Here is an 18,616-nt window from a genome sequence, read left to right as displayed (position 1 = left end):
TCCTTTGGGTTAGGATGATTCGGCTATTCAGGAGGTTTTGAAGCAGTGCTGTGACATCTCATCCCATGTAGGGTACAGCTCGAGCATCCGGTTAGGTTCCCGTACCTGCCCGCTTTGGACCACTATCATCTCCAGGTCGGCAGAAGCTCTGAGCGTATGCAATGTCTTCATCGGAATATGCAGAACATTGCCCGGGCCGATAAGCATGAAATTCCCGTTCTGCACAAACTCTGCCTCTCCCTTAATAATGGTCCAAACCTCTTCCCGGCTGGTGTGCATCCGGTAACTGAGGCTTTTGCCGCCAAGAATGCATACCCGTTTGGTAACGGCACAGCGTCCGTCCTCATACGACTGGTCATCCAGTATTCTCACCCAGCCCCATTGACGCTCTTCATACATCGGTCCCTGATTATAATCAATGTAGTCCTTGATTCTCGGGCTTTCGCTCTTGTCTGTGACCAGAATCCCGTCCGGGCTCACCGCCACGACAATATCGGATAAACCGATAATGGATACAGGGATATCAATCTCATTGATCAAATGGGTGTTGCTGCAATCCCCGCTGATCGTCCCTCTGCCAATTTGTTTGTTCTTCATCTCTTCTGTAAGAGTGTTCCACGTCCCGAGATCCTTCCAGTAGCCTTCATAGGGAACCACAGTGATATGGGCTGCCTTCTCTACCACTTCATAATCAAAGCTGATCTTGGGCAGCTGGTCATATTGCTCCGACAGCTCCTCATAGTTCACAGGCAAGCCTTGCCCGCTCAATATATCGATAAGATAGCCGAGCCTAAAGGCAAACACTCCGCAGTTCCACAGGGCGCCCTGGGCAATCAGGTTTTTAGCCTCCTCTTCCTGCGGTTTCTCACGGAAATGGCTGACTTTCAGGCTGCCGCCGGAGGAATCCGCACAACTTTCAGGGATGATATAGCCGTATTTGGAAGAGGGATACGTGGGCTGCACGCCGATCAGTGCAAGATCCGCTCCCGTTGCCGACACAACCTCTTCCAACTGCTTGACGGTATCAAAAAAGCGGTTTTCCACAAAAGGGTCCACCGGCAGAATGGCGATCACTTCATCCGGATCTACTCCGATGAAGGAATACAGATAGGCCGCTGTAAGCGCGATGGCCGGGAAGGTATCCCTGCGTTCCGGCTCGATGATCAGAGGCACATGCTGGCCGAGCTGGCTGTGCATCATTTCAATCTGCGATTTCCCCGTAGCTACAAACGTGGATGCACCCAGTCCGCTGCGCTCGATCTGCCCCCATACCCGCTGGACCATGGAGACCATTTCCTTCTCTTCATTCTCCAGTACTTTGAGAAACTGCTTGGAGCGGGAATCGTTGGATAACGGCCACAATCTTTTTCCGGAACCCCCGGACAATAACACCAGCTTCATGAATTCCCCCACCTTTTTTATGAGATTTTTAAAGACAGCAGCAGCTCTCTATAACGTTCAAGAGACAGTTCTCTTCTTAAATACTGTTCCAAATAGGCTCTTCCCCGCATCCCGCAGGCCTCCAGCTCTTCACGATCCCATTCATAAAAAGCCAGCACGCTGCGGACAACCTCCTCATAACTGTGAGGCTCGACGAGAAGACCGCAATTGCTTTCCCGTATCAGCCGGTACGCCTCACTTCCGTTCTCAAGGACACCAAGCACCGGCTTGCCTGCAGCCATAACCCCGTAAATTTTACTGGGAACGGAGACACCCTTGATTCCCTTCTGATTAACTACCAGATGTACATGGGCAGCGTTCAGGGAGTACACCAGATCCTCTTTCGGCTGGTAAGGCAGAAAGTAGACCTGCGAGAGTTCGTGGTCCGCCACATATTCCTGCATTTTGGCTTTCACTGCTCCCTCTCCGATAAAGACGAAAGCGAGATCATCGAGATGACGGAAGGCTGCCGTCTGCTTGATCAGGTTCTCCAGATCGTAATAGAGCCCGAGGTTCCCGGAATACATCACAATGAATTTATTCTGCAGGCCATGCTTCTCGAGGAAGCCCTGGACCTGCGGATGCTCCCTGCTTAAAGGAATAATCTCCTGTTCATTGGTCCAATTGTTAATGACGGTATTGTCTGTCACTTTCTTGTTGGCAAACCGTCTCAGCAGGGTCTCCTGCATATCCTGGCCTACCGTAATAATGTGATCCGCCAGCTTGCAGTTCAGGGTGTCGACCCACTGGGCCAGCTTCATCAGCCTGGCATTCTGCATGAAGCCGACCGCCTTCGCCTGCTCCGGGTTGAAATCCTGGATATTATAAATATGCTTCGACCGTTTCAGCAGCTTGCCGATCGTTCCGATCAGCCCGCCGAGGATCGGCGGCTGTGAGATCGTATAGATAAAATCCACGTTTCTTTGCTTCAGCACGGCAACAATGGCATAAAAAAAGTAGGTTACGATATATCGCAGCCTACTCCATTTATTCAGCTTATTGACGACAGGAAGACGGATACGGATAATTTCTATATTCTCCAGGTGACCGGTAATGAATCTTCTCTTCTCTGTGTTCGCCTCCCCGGAATAGCCGGGCTGCGAAGCAATGACGGTAATTTGGAAGTCATTCTGCAGATGCAGGCACAGCTCGGTCAGCAGTTGGCCGGTGGAAGCATAATCCGGGTAAAAATAATTGATCACGAACACAATTTTCGGCTTCATAGCCTTGCACCTCTCTCGAAATAATCTCTGAACCGCCCGCTCTACCGGAGAGCCTTCCTTTTAATGGCTGGGCCGGCTCGCCATCCGGATGGCCCGGACCACTGATTTGGCATAGGTCGTGGGATGCAGCTTCTTCCACATGCTCAGCTTAATCTTCCGGTCTGCCTTTAAATAGGATACATTGTCGAACAGCCACTGCATCGCTTCATCCATACTGTCCGGGTCCAGAGGATCGGCGATGATCCCGTTCTCCTTATCGACAATCAGATCACTCGTCACGCCGGCATATTTGGAAGCCAGCACGAAGGTGTTGGAGACAAGCGCTTCGTTGACCACAAGCCCCCACACCTCAATCAGCGAAGGGACCAGCAGGCAGTCGGCTGCCGCCAAATAGCCGGTCAGCTCCTCCTTCTGCTTGTAGCCCTCGAATAGCACCTTCTCTTCCATGCCATACCGCCGGACCATTTCCTTCAGCTTCTTCTCATCCGGTCCCGTGCCGATAATCCGCAGTCTCCAGTTCTCATGGTTCAACCGGGCCAAGGACTGGATGGTCTCCTCCAGGCCCTTCCGCTTGATCAGCTGACCGACAAACAAGAGATTTAGCAGCCCCTCCTCTTCCTTATGGGGCTTAACCGCCAGGCGTTTCCGGTAGTAATAGCGGATATCCACCGTATTGAAGCCGACAGCCATTTTCTCATCCGGAATGCCGTAGTGGTTCAGGCATCTGGCTGAGTCCGAGCCATAGGTTACAAAGGAATCTGCCGAACGGAAATACAATCCGCGCACTGCATTCATCGCCCGGTTCTTCACTCTGCTGCTCTCCAGCGTGCTGCCCCACCAGACGACGAACTTTTTACGGAAGAGCTTGGCGTAGAACAAGCTCACCCAATAGCCAATCGCGTCATAACTCGTGGTGATAATCACATCGGGATTCAGGCGTACCAGCTTAAAGAATAAACCCGGGTTGATATGCACTCCGAAATCCATACGCTGAATGAACAAATGGAACCCGCGCAGGCAGCTGTACCGGAATCGCATATCCTGATAATCAATATTCCATTCCCGGTTGGCTTCCTTCTCCTCCAGAAACCAAACCGTAAGATCGATATCCTCCGATGCGTCGATCGTGTTATAGACCGGGATACGGTACGGGGCGATCTGATAGGCTATCAATAGTGTTTTTATCATAAGACCCTACCTTTTCTTGATCCTAACGGATGTATTCCAAAGCGGGTTGAACAAGTAATGCCGCCCCTTCGGGTTGTGGTTCCTCTTCGCCCTTGTACGGGGCCATCAGCAGCAGATAGAGCAGCGGGGCATCCAGCAGCGGTTGTGAGATCAGCGAAGTCAGAATAATGGGAATGACTGCGAGTAAATAGCGCCTGCGGTTCCCGGCGGCAAGCGCAGGTACCAGATAGACAAGCATCGCGAGCAGCACGCCGGCCACGCCGATCATGGAAGAAGCTGCTACCAGGTTGATCCCCGCGTTGGGAATACGGGTGTTGTACATGCCTTCACCAAACGGATTGTTCCCGAGCGCTTCCAGCCCTGCTTCTGTAGCCATGGTACGGTCCGAGATGGAAGCGCCATGCGTTTCCGTCTTGTCGTTGATCCCGATAAACGGGGCGTACATGATCACCACATAGGTGAAGCAGAGCAAGACGACGCCTCTCATCACTTTTTTATTCATAAAGAGATACAGCACAAGGTTGGCGAAGAGAATCGCAAGCCCTGCTGTTGAGAACGAAGCGATAATCCCCAGCAGCAGTGTTCCTTTAATCCATAACCGGTTCAGCCGGATGGACTTCAGATTGAACAATGACCAGATCAGGAACATCTGCAGAATGCCCGACTCCCTGAACAGCCCCAGCAGCCGCGGAAACCGGATACCATCTACGGTGTAAACGCCGTACATGACGGTGAAGGGGAAATAGGTCATCCCCGAGGAGGGATAGTCCCCGATTTGAATCCGGAATAACTCCAGCTGCTCCAGGTGAGTCACAAATACAGCCAGCGCGATGGTCACATAGTAGGACACAATGAATCCAATAAAAATGATCACCATGCTGCGAAAGAAAATATAGTTGGCCCTCGCCTCGCTAAGGATGAAGGCCGCGACGAGAACTACGGTGCAGTTCAGCACTGTAGCTTTCAGCACATTCAGCAGGAAGATGGAGTTCATCAGCATGGCGTGGCCCAGCAGATAGCTGAACAGCAGCAGTACCAGAAACAGCACAAGCCGATGAGGGCCCTGAATGGATATTTTCTTCATGGGATGCACCCGGCAATCAATGAGATGAAACAAAAAGGCAAGCATGGCCGCCGCGATTCCCAGCATGGAGTAGTTCTCTCCCAAAGCCGTGGGCTTGATCAAAAAGGCGGTCACCAGCAGGAATCCGATTTTTAAAACGAACGCCATTTACATTATCCTCCCTCCTAGCCGGCAAGCTCCTCGAAATACCGCTGTTCAAAAATACCCGGCGACAGGAGCGCCTTATACTCCGAGCTTTGTGATTTCCGGCGGAGTTCATCCATGTTATGTATGGCATAGACGATTTTGTCGCCAAGATCGCTGATATCCTCCGCCCGGAAGCTGACCCCCAGTCCATAACGCTCAATACAGTACCCGATCTCCCCGTGGCTCGGTCCAATAATCACCTTACCTCTGGCCGCCGCTTCGGTCAGCGGCCCGCTTTGTCCGGAGAACATTTTGCGGTAAGGCAGCACAATGATGTCCGCCCGCTCGAAATATAACGGCACCTCATGATCGGGAATATATTCCAAACATAGCTCTACCTTGTGCTCCAGTCCCTTGCCGCGGATGATCTGCTCCAAATCGCTGCGGGTGAAATCCTGTTCCCTGCCTGCGATGAGGATAGTGAACGGCTGGCCGGTTAGTCTCCCGGCTGCTTCCAATAGCAGGTCGATTCCCTTGTCATACCGCAGGCCGCCGAAGCAGAGTAAGGTCGGCACGGCCTCCGCAGCGCCTTGGCTGGCATGGGTGCCGGGCGCTTGAACAGTTTCCTGCACCACAGCAGGATGCAGGTTGGGATACACGATAGAGCTTACCCTTGACTGCTCCACGCTGGTTAGTTCCAGCACCTGCTTCCGCAGATAATCCCCGTGGACAATAAGCTTATCGAGATGTTGACGCCGCAGCAGATTCCTCAGCAGCCTGCGCTTGCTCTCTCTTGGCGGATACCAGTGAAGCGTCGCTGTTATTTTCATTCCCCTCAGCGCAGGAATCAGAAGCACCAGCGGAATAATCAGCGTATCCAGATATAACAGATGCAGAACGGACTTATGCTTGTAAGCAAAACGCAGCACCTGCAGCAGAAGCAGCGCACGGACCAGCATGGACGGCATATAACGGTGATACCGCCTTTCCACCGCCCGCTGATAACTAATCCCTGCTGCCTCAAGCTCCGACTGCCTGCTCTCTTCCAGTCTACTGGAATAGTACGTGACTTCACTGGAGGGCGCCCCCTTCAATACCCCCTTCATCACAGCCAGATTATATTGATAATGATGTCCGGTATTCAGCAAATCAAAGAACAGGTACTTCTTCTGATGATTCTCTTCAGATGCTTTCCATCGTCCCTTCACGAACCGGTTCCCTCCTTTGACCGCTGCCATTCAGAACCACCTTCTCCACGTAATACAGGGAGAAGACAACCAGCGGTATGCCGACAAATTTGCCCAGGCCGATGCCTATGGCACCATATCTCGGGATCAATAGAACAAACAGACCCATTGTCACCAGCGTGGTGAGAAGTGAAATGGCAGTATTAAGCCTGACGTACCCGGTTCCATTCAGACAATAATAGGGGACTACACCAAGTGCACCCAGAGATACCGACAATACCAGCACCTGGAACAGCACATAATGGGCTTCAGCAAACTCCGGGCTAATCCATAGGGACAGAATCGGCTTGGCCAGCACAAAGGCTGCCAAACCCGCAGCTCCTACGAATGAAATGGCAATGACCAGTGACTGATGATAGGTCCTCCTGATTTCCCGGCGGTCATCACTCTTGGAAAGTGAACTGAATTTAGGCAGTAAATATCCTCCGGCCGCAGCGGGAATTTCATGGATTTTCACTACCACCTGCATGCAAACCGTGTAGTACCCCAGTACTTTGGCACCCAGAAATCCCCCGATAATCAATTTGTCCATCTGGGCATTCAGCGTGCTGATCAACATTTGGCCCCAGGAATAAATCCCGTAATGAAACAGCCTTCTGAAGCTGTCCCGCTCGAAATAGGGAGCAAATCGAAGTCCGGGAAGCGCCTTGCGTGTGACGAAGACATTGCATACCGCCAGCAATACCGTAAACACGAACATCCACTGCACCAGCAGATACAAGTCTCCATACATGACGGCCAGTATGGTGAAGCCAATCGAGCTCGCCAGGTTGAATACGATATTCACCTTGCTGTTCAGATCGTAACGCTGCTTAGCCATGTAGGCACCGGAAAGAATGCCGTTGATGATCCGAATGCCGATGATTCCGCTAAGAAAATAGGAGACGGACAGCACGGTATCCAGCCCTTCCGCCTTCACCAGCAAAGGAAAAATATAAGTACCGAACAGAAGAAGAAAAAGACTCGCCGACACCGCCAGAATGACCGACAGCGTAAGCGTTACCCGGAAGAGGGCATTAAATCTCTCTTCGCTGTCACTCTCGGAGCCCAGCTTGATCAGCGCATTGCCAAGACCGAAGTTCGATACCGCCAGCACATTAAGCACCGATTGGATAAGAATCCACAGCCCGTACTGCTGATCACCCAGATGCCTGAGCAGCAGCGGTGTTGAAATAAACAGAACGACAGGAGTAATACAATAAGAAAGCAGGCTGTAAATGACGTTATTGAAATCGCGATTGCGTCTCAACCCTGCCAGCCTCAATCTCAGTGCGGTCACAGAGCACTCACCCGCTTTCGGCCTTCACAAGTGGAAACGGCTTCGCCGTCCTCAAAAGGGCGGTATCCGTTCCAGCAAGAAATAGAAGGATAATTTATAGCTTGAAGCATATTTTCATTCCTCAGTGGTGCCGCGCAGCGGCATGGGAGTCTTATATTTGAATAAAGGACGGCAGCGCCGTCCCCTGTTAGATCACCTATGCTGTATCGAAATATTAGTTCACTAAAATAAAGGCATCGTGGTAGCGGATCTCAGCAGCGACACGCTTCATATCTTCATCCACCATCATATGAATCAGCTCATGGAAGCCGACTTCCAGCTTCCAGTCCAGCTTGGTTTGCGCCTTGGAGGAATCGCCCAGCAGCAGGTCGACCTCAGCCGGACGGACAAATTCAGGATCAATCACCACATACTGCTCATAATCGAGTCCGGCATACGAAAAAGCCACCTGAAGCAGCTCGCGGACCGTGTGCATTTCACCTGTCGAAATAACATAATCATCCGGCTCCTCCTGCTGGAGCATCAGCCACATCGCCTTGACATAATCCCCGGCAAACCCCCAATCCCGCAGGGAATCCAGATTGCCCATCCGCAGCTCGTTTTGCAGCCCATGCTTGATACGGGCAACGGCGTCGGTCACCTTGCGGGTGACAAACTCCAGTCCGCGTCTTGGCGATTCATGATTGAAGAGAATCCCCGAGCAGGCGAACATGTCAAAGCTCTCCCGGTAATTGACGGTAATCCAGTGGCCGTACACCTTGGCTACACCATAAGGACTGCGCGGATAAAAAGGGGTAGTCTCCCGCTGCGGAGTTTCTACGACCTTGCCGAACATCTCACTGCTCGAAGCCTGATAGAATCTGGCCGTCGGCTTCACAATCTTGACCGCCTCCAGCATATTGGTAACGGAAACGGCGGTGATCTGACTCGTCAGCAAGGGCTGCGGCCACGATGCGGCTACGAACGACTGCGCCCCCAGGTTGTATACCTCATCCGGATCCGCGATTCTCACCGCTTCAATCAGGGAAGCCAAATCAGTCAAATCTCCGGAAATCCAATGAATGCGATCTTTAATAGAGTACACATTTTCATAGTTGGGCGTGCTCGTTCTTCTCCGCAGTCCGAATACCTCATAATCCTTGGAGAGAAGAAATTCCGCCAGATAGGACCCGTCTTGCCCTGTAACGCCCGTAATTAAAGCTCTCTTCATTGATGAATTCCCCCGCATCATTATTTTTTCACAGCATACGTATGTTGAAAATCAGCGTACACATCATGCAGCCCGTCTTCGAGCCCAATTCTTGCTTTCCATCCAAGGGCATTGATTCTGGACACATCCACCAGTTTCCTTGGGGTACCGTCCGCAACGGATGTGTTGAAGGTGATTTCCCCTTCGTAGCCGGTAACCTTCTTAATCAGCAGTGCAAGGTCTCTGATCGCAATGTCATCCCCTACACCGATGTTCACGATATCATTGCCCTCATAGTGCTCCATCAGATAGAGACAGGCTTCCGCCAGATCATCCGCATGCAGGAATTCACGTTTCGGATTGCCGGTGCCCCACACTTCCACCGACGGGCTGCCCTGTTCCTTGGCTTCATGGAATTTGCGCAGCAGCGCGGGCAGTACATGGGACGAATACAGATCAAAATTGTCATTCGGCCCGTATATGTTCGTCGGCATCACAGAAATGAACCGGGTGCCGTACTGCCTGTTATAAGACTGGCACATGTTGATGCCGGCAATTTTGGCCACTGCGTAGGGCGCATTAGTCGGCTCCAGCTCTCCGGTCAGCAGATATTCTTCTTTGAGCGGCTGCGGAGCCAGCTTTGGATAAATGCAGGTTGATCCCAGAAACATCAGCTTGCTCACCCCGTTCCGGTAAGCCGCATCAATGACATGGGTCTGAATGAGCAGATTGTCGCGGATAAATTCCGCAGGTTGTTCGTTGTTAGCCGCAATTCCACCCACCTTGGCCGCAGCAAGGAATACATACTCAATCTCCTGGTCCTCAAAAAAACGGTCCACCTCAGCGCCGTTGCGCAAATCCAGTTCTGTTCTGGAACGGAGGACATGATTATGAAAGCCCTGCTTCCCCAGTGCGCGGACGATGGCCGAACCGACCAGACCGCGATGCCCAGCTACATATATTCTCGAATGGCGATCCATACGCTTCACCCCGTTATAAATGATTTAGAATGCATTTTTCGATCTCACCAGCTGCCAGGCCGTCATAAACATAATCTTGAGATCCAGGCCCAGTGTTCTCTGCTCAATGTAGAGCAGATCGAGCTCCACCATTTGCTTAAAATTCAGTCCGCTCCGCCCGCTCACCTGCCAAAGCCCTGTACATCCCGGTGTGACCGATAGACGAAGCCGGTCGTATTCCGAGTACTTCTCCACTTCCCGTGGAAGCGACGGCCTTGGGCCGACAAGTGACATGTCACCCTTAAGCACATTTACCAGCTGGGGAAGCTCATCAATGCTCGTTCTGCGGATAAATCTGCCTACCCGGGTCACCCGCGGATCATTTCTCATTTTGAACATGGGGCCGCTCATTTCATTTTGGTTCAACAGGTTCGGCAGAAGCGCTTCCGCATCAGCAATCATGGAGCGGAATTTGTAAATCCGGAACAAACGCCCTGCCTTCCCGACCCTGGTTTGACCGAAAAATACGGAGCCGCGGGGATCTTCCAGCTTGATAACCAGCGCAAGAATAAGGAAAAGGGGGGACAGTGCAAGGAGTGCTGCCGCAGATGCCGCAATGTCAAAGACCCGTTTAATAAATAGATATAATGTCTCCGGCTTACCTCCGGTACGCCTTACTGCCGGATAGTACCTTTTAGCATACAGGGCCGCTTCCTCTTCTCTTTGACTGGAAGGTATCATCTATTATTCACCTCTTGACTTTGCATACGTACTGGTGTGTTCTCTATCCACAATTTCCCCGAGAGCACTTAACAGATCATGCCTCAGATCCTGTCTTCTCAAGGCAAAATCAATCGTCGTCAGAATAAACCCGAGCTTCTCGCCCACATCGTACCGTACTCCCTGGAAGTCATAGGCATACACACCCTGCTCCGTGTTGAGCCTTTGAATGGCATCCGTTAACTGAATTTCACCGCCCGCTCCGGTCTCCTGGCTCTCCAGGAAATCAAAGATGTCCGGCGTAAGCACATACCGTCCCATAATCGCCAGATTGGAAGGCGCCTGGCCTAAAGCCGGCTTTTCCACAAAACGGTCCACCTCGTACAGCCGCCCTCTGGCCCGCAGCGGATCTACAATACCGTAACGGTTCGTTTGATCGGCAGGTACCGTCTGGACGCCTATGACTGATCTCCCAAGTCTTTCGTACTGTTCAATCAGCTGTCTGGTGCACGGAACGTCGCTTTGCACAATATCGTCTCCCAGCAGCACGGCAAACGGCTCATCTCCAATAAAGTTGCGCGCACACCATACAGCATGCCCCAGCCCCTTGGCTTCCTTCTGCCGGATATAGTGAAGTGTCACCTGGGAGGAACGCCGCACCTCTTCCAGCAGCTCCAGCTTCCCTTTCTCAAACAAGGTATGCTCAAGCTCAAATGCGATATCAAAATGATCCTCTATGGCGCGTTTTCCTTTTCCGGTAACGATGATAATGTCCTCAATGCCCGCAGCAATCGCCTCTTCCACGATATATTGAATGGTCGGCTTGTCTACGATCGGAAGCATTTCCTTCGGCATTGCTTTGGTAGCGGGAAGAAACCTGGTTCCAAGCCCAGCTGCTGGAATAATAGCCTTTCTTACCTTTTTCATCCCGAACACATCCCTTGTTTCTTTATTGACGAACTGAATTCTTGCAATAAGCGGGCATTTAACCCTTCCTCACGTCACACCCTTGACGATTAACGTCTAAGGTATCAGCACCCACAGCATGACCGAGTGTCTCCAGTGATATAGGTACAGGAGGCATTACCTTTGATCCTGCGAATAAATGCAGGTAATGATATACGAATCTCAGCGTTTGTCCGCTATTACTGCCGCACCAACAGTTCGCGGGGCACATATGCTAATGAAGGTTGACGTCTGCCGCTCTAAAGAGGACTGGCCTCCCTCTCATGGTTCTCATCGAGAATAAATGTTTAATAATTCAAATAAAGTTATTCATATCGCGACCAAATAACTAAAAAAAATATTCCTTGCCTAATCTCTATTTATAAGCGCATATCCCATTTCCTTTCATGTTCCCTTTCATTCTTCACATATTCTGACATCGAATGATTATCGTCATATATTATTCATTAGGAGTATTTGTCAAAATTATTATATTCATTTAGAATAACTTTGTAAACAATTAATGTTTTCTTTTCAGGAAAAAAAGTTTTTCAAAGTTACTCATAAACCATTTCGTTAAGGAGAGGGATTCATGATGCGCTGGAGAATAGCTTTGCCCCTGGTTGCCGTCCTTACTGCAGCTCTGGCTGTGGGACTCATTTGGAATAAGGCTCCGGAAAAAGCCTGGAGCAGCGATACGGGCGCAGGAAGTGTTCAGGATTTTGCCATTCCGATGTTTAATGTGAAGGACTACGGGGCCGTAGGGGACGGAGTCACCAATGATACGGCGAGTATCGCCAAGGCTGTAAAGGCTGCGCAGAATTCGGGGGGCGGCATGATTTATTTCGACAGAGGGACTTATCTAATCAACTCTATTCATATTCCTCAAAATATATCCGTTCTAGGTGCAGGCAGAAGAGAGGCTACCTTGATCCGCAATGATAACAAGGATGAAGCCGCCCTGCGCCTGCTCGGCAATCAGAGTGTTCAAGGCATCGGGATTAAAGCCCGCATTGGCATTATGCCGAACGGGGACGACATCAACATTATCGACGTCAGATTCGAATGCAGCGTTCAAGGGATTCAGAATGCGGTAACAGTCAACCGGCTAACTGTATTTAACAGTCTGTTCGAAAATTCCGGCTATGGCATTCTGTCGAATATAAATCCGAGCTACGGGGTTAAGATCCTGAATACCCGGTTTGTGAATCTCAAAGGTGACGGGATTGAAATCAATGCTCCAAGCCGTGACTGGGTCATCGAGAACTGTGTATTTGATACCAACACCAGCGCTTCCCGATGGGCGGGATTTGGAGTAGGCGTTGCCTTGTCCGCAAAAAACATTGTCATCAAAAACTCCAGCTTTATTCATATCCGCGGACAAGGTATTCATGTTGAAGATTATGCGGAGGTAACAATTATCAATTCAATCTTTAAGAATAACGGCTCCGCCAATTATACCGGTGATCCCAAAGCGGATATCGCGGTATTGTCGAATGCAAAGGTAAAAGTGTACAATAGCAAATTCATGGCCTCTACCGTTGGATACAGCAAATTGGCTATCTATAATACCGACTTGCCTGTGGGGGGAACAATCACCGTATACAATTCCACGTTCCAGAGCAAAACCGTAACCAAACAGGTGACCACTGTTAATTCTATATTTCTCCCTTGAAAATAGAACACTCGTAAAGTACCGGGGGATGTGCGGGGGAAGTTTCCTAGGCGGATTGGCAGCTGGAAAAGGGATGGATGTTCGTTCAGTTATGTTTATGGTATAATATCCAAAAATGATTCAATACGAATTACGCCTATATCCAATCATGTTGGAACCCGCAATTGGAGGCATGCAGATGTTTGCTAAACGGTTGAAACAGCTACGAAAAACAAGAAAATTCTCCATGCAGGAGGTTGCTGAAGCGGTTGGCGTCGCCAAAAGTACGTATGCCGGGTATGAATCCGGATACCGTCAGCCCACCCTTGAAAATACTCAACTGATTGCCAAAAAGCTTCACACTACCTCAGATTATCTCATCGGCCTTACCGATAACCCCGACCCCATGGAAATCACGAACAATGCCAGAGAGATCCTGAACCAGCATCAGCTGCATTGGGACGGTGTTCCTTTGGAAGAGCAGGATTTGGAGCTTGTGCGCATGCTGCTGGAGCGGGTAGTTCAGAACAGGGCGGCCGCCGGTTCTGGCGACAATGGTCAACAATGAATCAAAATCAATATCCATCATAATCACGGCGGTTCCGCTAGTTAAGGGAGCTGTCGTGATTATTTTTTATTCCTGCTCCTCTTGCAATTCTTATGTATACTTCTCTAGTCTGCTGAATACATTTCAACATATTCCTCTGCAGCCTAGTCAAAAATGAGTAAAATGAGTCAAAAGTACTTAAAATATTAGTTTTATCACCGACACATAGTGACATTCTTTTTTTTGAAATAGTAGTAAAGTAGGCTTACATGAATTACCTAATTTTAGATATTCGCGGAGGAGCTTAGTTGATGAGATTAGAATTTTCTATTCGCAGCTTGCTAAACCAGTTAGGAATGAAGCATGAAGGCACAATAGACCTAAAAGAAAGCTTCCACGCGTTGTATAAACACGGACATATCTCTGAAAGTGAATTTATAAATCTTTGCCGCAATTTCGATAAGAACGGAACAGGGCAATCCTCGGTATCCTTATAAATTTCTTATAACTTCATGCCCTCATCAGTTCTCTTAAAAATGCGGCCAGCCAGCCCAGTCCCAACATCTCTATTCTCTTGAAAAAATCTGCAGCTCCTGTATGGACCAGTAATTTCCTCCCGAGCCGGTCTGCAGAATCTTGATGTACCGCGCATTCACCTTGGCAAACTCTATCTTGGTCTTCTCCAGCTTCCCTTTTCCGGAAGCTATGCGCTTCCAATTGCTGGCGTCATCCGATACATAAAGCTCATATCCCCGTGGATAATCATAAGAAGATAATGTGTAATCCATTTCCACCGCTTCTATACTATGTTCCTTCCCGAGATCTACCTGCAAATACTCTCCGGAGGCTTGATGTTTACCCGTATCCCACCGTGTTCGCCGGTCCCCGTCAATCGCATTTCCGGGATATGACACCTCGTTATTGATATTGGAGGATACCTTCCACTGCGAACGGTCCAAAGGAACCAGTCCTGTTGCTGTAATCTGTGTCTTCTCCGACATGATGCTGGAACCGGGTACCCTAACCGCATACGTATATAATGTTCCTTCCTGCAGCTTACCGTCGGTGTATTCCGTATCCTTTATCCCCGTTGCGATAACCTTCAGGTCTGTGCCTGAGCCGTCGGCCCGGAGCACTTCATAGCTTGCTCCAGGGGCCTCCAGCCAGTTCAATTTTACGTACAAACCTTTGACTGCAGCAGCTTTAAAACTCTGCGGTGCAGTATCCGCCACCTCGGAGGATGGCTGCAGGATATACTGCACCGCTTCGCCCGGAGCTAAGGTCTCGGTAAACTCCAGGACAGGTGTAGCGCTTTTGCCGGATACATAGCTGCGTGCCGCCTCGTATGAATCACCGCTGCCGAACCGTTCACCTTCATACACGGTTTTCTTCGGCATATTTACTTTCACATGAACCGTCTGCGGTGTATCCTCAAAGTTGACGAAATTAACCAGCACCTTGTTGGAGGTGGCTTTGCTTCCGGGTTGAGGCTCAAGTGTTGAGGTGTCAACAGCACGTACATATAGCAGCTTGTCGGCTAGATCATCCTTATTGGTAATTTCATAACTTAACGGGGCTCCGTGGGTAGCATAAGCCAGACTGAGCCTTCTCATAATGCTGACCCGGGAATCCTCGCCTTCTTTGGTATAGTAGATCTCTGTTTTGGCCGGATCATGCTCTTCCAGATTGAATCCGTACTTGAACAGACTGAAATTCTTGAAGAAGGCGGCATGCTGGATGAACATATCCGCGTAGCCGATATGACCGCGCATAATCCGGTCGAAGACCGCCGCTGTCCGTTCGGCTGCCCCATATTGGTAGGCATCTACATGTGTGTCTGAAGTGCCGAACTCCGTCGTCAGCATTTTTTTGCCGAGGCCGTCCGCAGTTCCGCCAAAGGTTTTCAGATTCTCGGTAAAGCTTCCTCCATGGCTGAAAATATAGGATTCGCCATAAGAATGTCCATTCGTTAAATCCGTCACTTCCTCCAGCTCGTTGCGTTGCTCCGAATCACGCTCCCAACCGTCCGGATCGCCGCACTGTTTAAGCGTACCTTTCTGGCTGCCGCAGGAATCCGCACTATAACTCGGCCAATAGGCCCAACCCGGTGCCACGGTTTGCAGATGGGGAGCTATAGTTTTGCCCTTCTCGTTCAGCCAGTTGGCAATCGCCAGGTTCACTGCCTTCGAACGATTGAACAGGCCGGGTTCATTGTCCACCTCATAATATTGGAAGTACGGGCTGTACTTCTGGAAATATTCAGTCAGTTTCTTCTCGGCGTCATCCGGCAGTGAGCCATCCGCCTTAAGCTTAATATCACCGGTATACAAATACAGCGCAACGGCCTGCATGTTGTAATCCTTGAGCACCTTGTAGTACTCCTCCATATTCGAACAGGAGCGGCCGACATCGCTGGCACAGCTGGTGCGCATAATATTGCCGCTGTAAGCTACTCCAAGCCACTTCATAATATAAGGCAGATGCGTAACTGCACCTTCGTCAAAATAAAATTGCTTATTGTTCACCATGGTGCCCGTCAGTGTGTAGCTGCCATGAATCGGCTCCTTGATTGGGGCATTCAGCGACTCCAGGCTGAGGTCATCCCAGGTCCACCAGTTGTACTTATCCTCCAAATCGGAGGAATAGATCCCGCGGGCCGCCTGCAGCTTTAGTTCGTTGGTTCCAGCCACCAGCTGCTCTTTCGGGATATATAGCTCATACGTTTTGCGGAACGAATATTTGCTGTCTGTACCGGCAACACCAGCAATCTGGATAATCCCCGACAGCTGCCGGTTGGAGAACACGCTCATTTGCGGAATGGATTTATAGGCATCTATGATGCTTACGCGAAATAAGACCCCGTTGACCGGGATCTTATCCAGCTTATACATAATCCTTAGCTCAGGATTAGTGTCGCCTCTAAGACCGGAGGGCACACTTTGGAGCTCCGCAGTCTTGGCCGAAACGGAGGCAACCTTAAATGCCTCCTTAGCGGCCGAAGTGCCGGCAGCCGCAAATTCACCAGCTGTTCCGTCATGCTTGCCCAGCTGCCACAACACAGTTCCGTCCGGCAATGCGGGTCCTGCATCTTTCGCTGCGGACAATTTGGACATGTCAACCTCCACCTCGGCCCTCTTCGTCCCGTCATCTCCGAAGATAGAAACAGACAATAGAAACAAGAGGGTTAAAGCTGCGAATTTTAACAGTAGATGTAGAGGTTTATTCTTGTTCTTCTTAGTTCTAGTCCTCATTCCTTGTCCTCGCTTTCTTCCGGGGTGCCTGCCTCACAATGACTTATTACTTTCATTTCATTATTTGGAAGTCAACGCGCCTTTGGGAATAACCGCCTGCTTCTGGCTTGGGCTCTTCCACATAAGGCGAATACTGGCATCTCCACTGTTCTCGTAATATTCAACCTTGATGTCGTACGGGCTTCCCGCTTCCAGGACTATGCTTCCCTCACGGCTAACACCGCTTTGCTTCTTCCAGCTGTCGATGACCAGTTTGCCGTCGATCCATACACGTACCCCGTCATCCGAGGAGGCTATGAAAGTATATTTCTCATTGTAAACCGGCTTGATTTTGCCGCTCCAGCGCACCGAGAAAGCATCCTTGCCAATTCCTGAAGACGGTGAATCTCCATGCCAGTTGAAGTCGATCTTATTGTCGTTGCGGACCAGGACGGCTTTGCCCATCAGCTCCATATTGTTGAAATATTCTCCCGTTAATCCATTTCGGGATGGTTGGACCGGGTTATTGTTTTTACCGACCAGCGTTAACTTATAATCATCCCGCGACACGGTATAATTATTGCTCATAAAGCTCTTAATCTGCTCGAGGTTATTTTTCTCAGTCAGCATTTTTCCCCATGTCATGGTATATACCCATTTACTCTGCGTTCGGGACAATATGACCGGGTCTGGCAGTTCTCCGCTTTCACCGATCCCGATCGGCTTGCCGTCAGCCAGCTTCAGCAGCTTCTCATAATAAGACTGTCTGTAGTCATTGTTATAAATATCCGCCGCCAGAACGTCAACCTTCCCGGCACCCGGATAATACGGCTCATAGCTATCGGACCACTCATTGGGCGCATTCGGATTCCATACCCAAAGGAGATTATCCAGCTTGTGAACATTCGCCAGACGGTTATACATAATGTCCCAAAGTTCGGTGAAGTTGTCCTTCTGCCCCCACCAGAACCAGTTGCCGTTCATCTCATGATAAGGGCGCCATAAGACAGGCACTCCCGCATCGCGCAGGTCTCCCAAATATTCGGCCACCTCATCAAGCTCAGCGATCAGGTTCTTATACTGTGGGGTACCCGGCGTAACATAAGCATTAAAATCCTCTTGGCTCAGGCTCATATGCACATTAGCCCATTCCGGGGAGGTACCCGGCAAATTCTGATGGAAGGTCATCGCCACAATTCCACCGCCTTGATGCCATTTGATCGCACTCTTCACGACATTCTGGCGCTGCTTCACGATGGTGTACTCCGGCTGGTTGTTAATCGCTCCCAGCTCATAACCATGTAATACGGCATATTGTCCGCTTGCATGCCTCAGCTTATTGTTGAATTCATCCGGGGTCTCCAAATAGTCATGCTGCCCGGATATCATTCCCTTGCCTCCAAGATCAACCAGATAGCTGAGCAGACCGGCAGCCTCCTCCGAAGCTGAGGGATTGATAGGAGTGATGGCAGCAGCAGGTGTAACTATCGTCCGGGGAACCGGAAGACTCCTCGCTTCTGACCAAGGCAGCAGGGAAAATATTAATATAAGCGGTAAAATCGTATTAAACAGGCGGTACTTGCGGTAAGTGTTCAAATCGTAATCTCCTTTCTCCAGGGAACTACCGCCACGGCACACAGGATGCGTTCCTATGCAGATTCATACATCCCGAGGCCAAATGGGGGCTATAGCTTAGTAGCCCTGCTGATAAGCAGGGCCACTAAGAGTGGACTTTAGGAATTATAATTGTAACGTCTTAACCAGCACCCGCCGGTGAATACAGAA

General features: G+C 50.2%; 14 protein-coding genes. 2 read left to right on the top strand and 12 right to left on the bottom strand.

The genetic code is table 11. The annotated features are described in order from the left end of the window. Positions 1–27 precede the first annotated feature (27 nt). The 10 genes from NST99_RS05115 to galU all read right to left on the bottom strand — a co-directional run bounded on the left by NST99_RS05115 (position 28) and on the right by galU (position 11,382). A complete protein-coding gene (locus NST99_RS05115) occupies positions 28–1,401 on the bottom strand; it encodes a sugar phosphate nucleotidyltransferase (protein WP_341090069.1) in 1,374 nt (457 codons plus the stop codon). Between the two features lie 17 nt (positions 1,402–1,418). Then, on the bottom strand, positions 1,419–2,663 hold the full coding sequence (locus NST99_RS05110) for a glycosyltransferase family 4 protein (RefSeq protein ID WP_341090068.1): 1,245 nt from the start codon (positions 2,661–2,663) through the stop codon (positions 1,419–1,421). A gap of 60 nt (positions 2,664–2,723) precedes the next feature. After that, positions 2,724–3,851 carry a glycosyltransferase family 4 protein gene (locus tag NST99_RS05105; RefSeq protein ID WP_341090067.1) on the bottom strand — a complete coding sequence of 376 codons (1,128 nt, stop codon included), beginning with the start codon at positions 3,849–3,851 and terminating at the stop codon, positions 2,724–2,726. A gap of 22 nt (positions 3,852–3,873) precedes the next feature. Beyond that, complete coding sequence (locus NST99_RS05100) at positions 3,874–5,082, bottom strand: hypothetical protein (protein WP_341090066.1); 1,209 nt, start codon at positions 5,080–5,082, stop codon at positions 3,874–3,876. A gap of 17 nt (positions 5,083–5,099) precedes the next feature. Next, entirely contained in the window at positions 5,100–6,269 is a 1,170-nt protein-coding gene (locus NST99_RS05095) for a glycosyltransferase family 4 protein (protein WP_341090065.1), read from the bottom strand. After that, entirely contained in the window at positions 6,244–7,587 is a 1,344-nt protein-coding gene (locus NST99_RS05090) for an oligosaccharide flippase family protein (protein ID WP_341090064.1), read from the bottom strand. The genes NST99_RS05095 and NST99_RS05090 overlap by 26 nt, the downstream gene beginning before the upstream one ends. Positions 7,588–7,801: 214 nt before the next feature. Next, positions 7,802–8,797, bottom strand: a complete 996-nt coding sequence (gene gmd / locus NST99_RS05085; protein WP_341090063.1) for a GDP-mannose 4,6-dehydratase — start codon at positions 8,795–8,797, stop codon at positions 7,802–7,804. A gap of 20 nt (positions 8,798–8,817) precedes the next feature. Continuing rightward, positions 8,818–9,756 carry a GDP-L-fucose synthase family protein gene (locus NST99_RS05080; RefSeq protein WP_341090062.1) on the bottom strand — a complete coding sequence of 313 codons (939 nt, stop codon included), beginning with the start codon at positions 9,754–9,756 and terminating at the stop codon, positions 8,818–8,820. 24 nt (positions 9,757–9,780) lie between these two features. Then, positions 9,781–10,476, bottom strand: coding sequence for a sugar transferase (locus tag NST99_RS05075; RefSeq protein ID WP_341090061.1), 696 nt, complete (start codon positions 10,474–10,476; stop codon positions 9,781–9,783). Positions 10,477–10,479: 3 nt separating this feature from the next. Continuing rightward, the gene (gene galU, locus NST99_RS05070) at positions 10,480–11,382 is read right to left on the bottom strand and encodes a UTP--glucose-1-phosphate uridylyltransferase GalU (RefSeq protein ID WP_341090059.1); all 903 of its coding nucleotides are present in this window, start codon (positions 11,380–11,382) and stop codon (positions 10,480–10,482) included. A 610-nt stretch (positions 11,383–11,992) separates the two neighbouring features. On the opposite strand from galU, the gene NST99_RS05065 reads away from it, so the two are divergent. Continuing rightward, on the top strand, positions 11,993–13,075 hold the full coding sequence (locus NST99_RS05065) for a glycosyl hydrolase family 28-related protein (protein WP_341090057.1): 1,083 nt from the start codon (positions 11,993–11,995) through the stop codon (positions 13,073–13,075). 178 nt (positions 13,076–13,253) lie between these two features. Further along, positions 13,254–13,622 (top strand): helix-turn-helix domain-containing protein, encoded by a 369-nt coding sequence (locus NST99_RS05060; RefSeq protein ID WP_076109989.1) that lies wholly within the window; start codon positions 13,254–13,256, stop codon positions 13,620–13,622. A gap of 545 nt (positions 13,623–14,167) precedes the next feature. Here NST99_RS05060 and NST99_RS05055 read toward each other — a convergent pair. Further along, a complete protein-coding gene (locus tag NST99_RS05055; RefSeq protein ID WP_341090055.1) occupies positions 14,168–16,714 on the bottom strand; it encodes a discoidin domain-containing protein in 2,547 nt (848 codons plus the stop codon). A 198-nt stretch (positions 16,715–16,912) separates the two neighbouring features. Beyond that, on the bottom strand, positions 16,913–18,427 hold the full coding sequence (locus tag NST99_RS05050; RefSeq protein WP_341090054.1) for a glycosyl hydrolase: 1,515 nt from the start codon (positions 18,425–18,427) through the stop codon (positions 16,913–16,915). Between the last annotated feature and the right edge of the window lie 189 nt (positions 18,428–18,616).

The organism is Paenibacillus sp. FSL L8-0470 (genome assembly GCF_038008625.1).
Taxonomy (GTDB): domain Bacteria; phylum Bacillota; class Bacilli; order Paenibacillales; family Paenibacillaceae; genus Paenibacillus_AQ.
The sequence above is the reverse complement of the archived record's forward strand: the minus strand, read 5'-3'. Positions and strand labels throughout refer to the sequence as shown.

What these genes read in the sequence shown, in the direction of transcription:
- gmd (WP_341090063.1), bottom strand. Translation starts at nt 8,797, where the DNA reads ATGAAGAGAGCTTTAATTACGGGCGTTACAGGGCAAGACGGGTCCTAT.
- NST99_RS05110 (WP_341090068.1), bottom strand. Translation starts at nt 2,663, where the DNA reads ATGAAGCCGAAAATTGTGTTCGTGATCAATTATTTTTACCCGGATTAT.
- NST99_RS05075 (WP_341090061.1), bottom strand. Translation starts at nt 10,476, where the DNA reads ATGATACCTTCCAGTCAAAGAGAAGAGGAAGCGGCCCTGTATGCTAAA.
- NST99_RS05080 (WP_341090062.1), bottom strand. Translation starts at nt 9,756, where the DNA reads ATGGATCGCCATTCGAGAATATATGTAGCTGGGCATCGCGGTCTGGTC.
- NST99_RS05100 (WP_341090066.1), bottom strand. Translation starts at nt 5,082, where the DNA reads ATGGCGTTCGTTTTAAAAATCGGATTCCTGCTGGTGACCGCCTTTTTG.
- NST99_RS05115 (WP_341090069.1), bottom strand. Translation starts at nt 1,401, where the DNA reads ATGAAGCTGGTGTTATTGTCCGGGGGTTCCGGAAAAAGATTGTGGCCG.
- NST99_RS05055 (WP_341090055.1), bottom strand. Translation starts at nt 16,714, where the DNA reads ATGTCCAAATTGTCCGCAGCGAAAGATGCAGGACCCGCATTGCCGGAC.
- NST99_RS05105 (WP_341090067.1), bottom strand. Translation starts at nt 3,851, where the DNA reads ATGATAAAAACACTATTGATAGCCTATCAGATCGCCCCGTACCGTATC.
- galU (WP_341090059.1), bottom strand. Translation starts at nt 11,382, where the DNA reads ATGAAAAAGGTAAGAAAGGCTATTATTCCAGCAGCTGGGCTTGGAACC.
- NST99_RS05065 (WP_341090057.1), top strand. Translation starts at nt 11,993, where the DNA reads ATGATGCGCTGGAGAATAGCTTTGCCCCTGGTTGCCGTCCTTACTGCA.
- NST99_RS05060 (WP_076109989.1), top strand. Translation starts at nt 13,254, where the DNA reads ATGTTTGCTAAACGGTTGAAACAGCTACGAAAAACAAGAAAATTCTCC.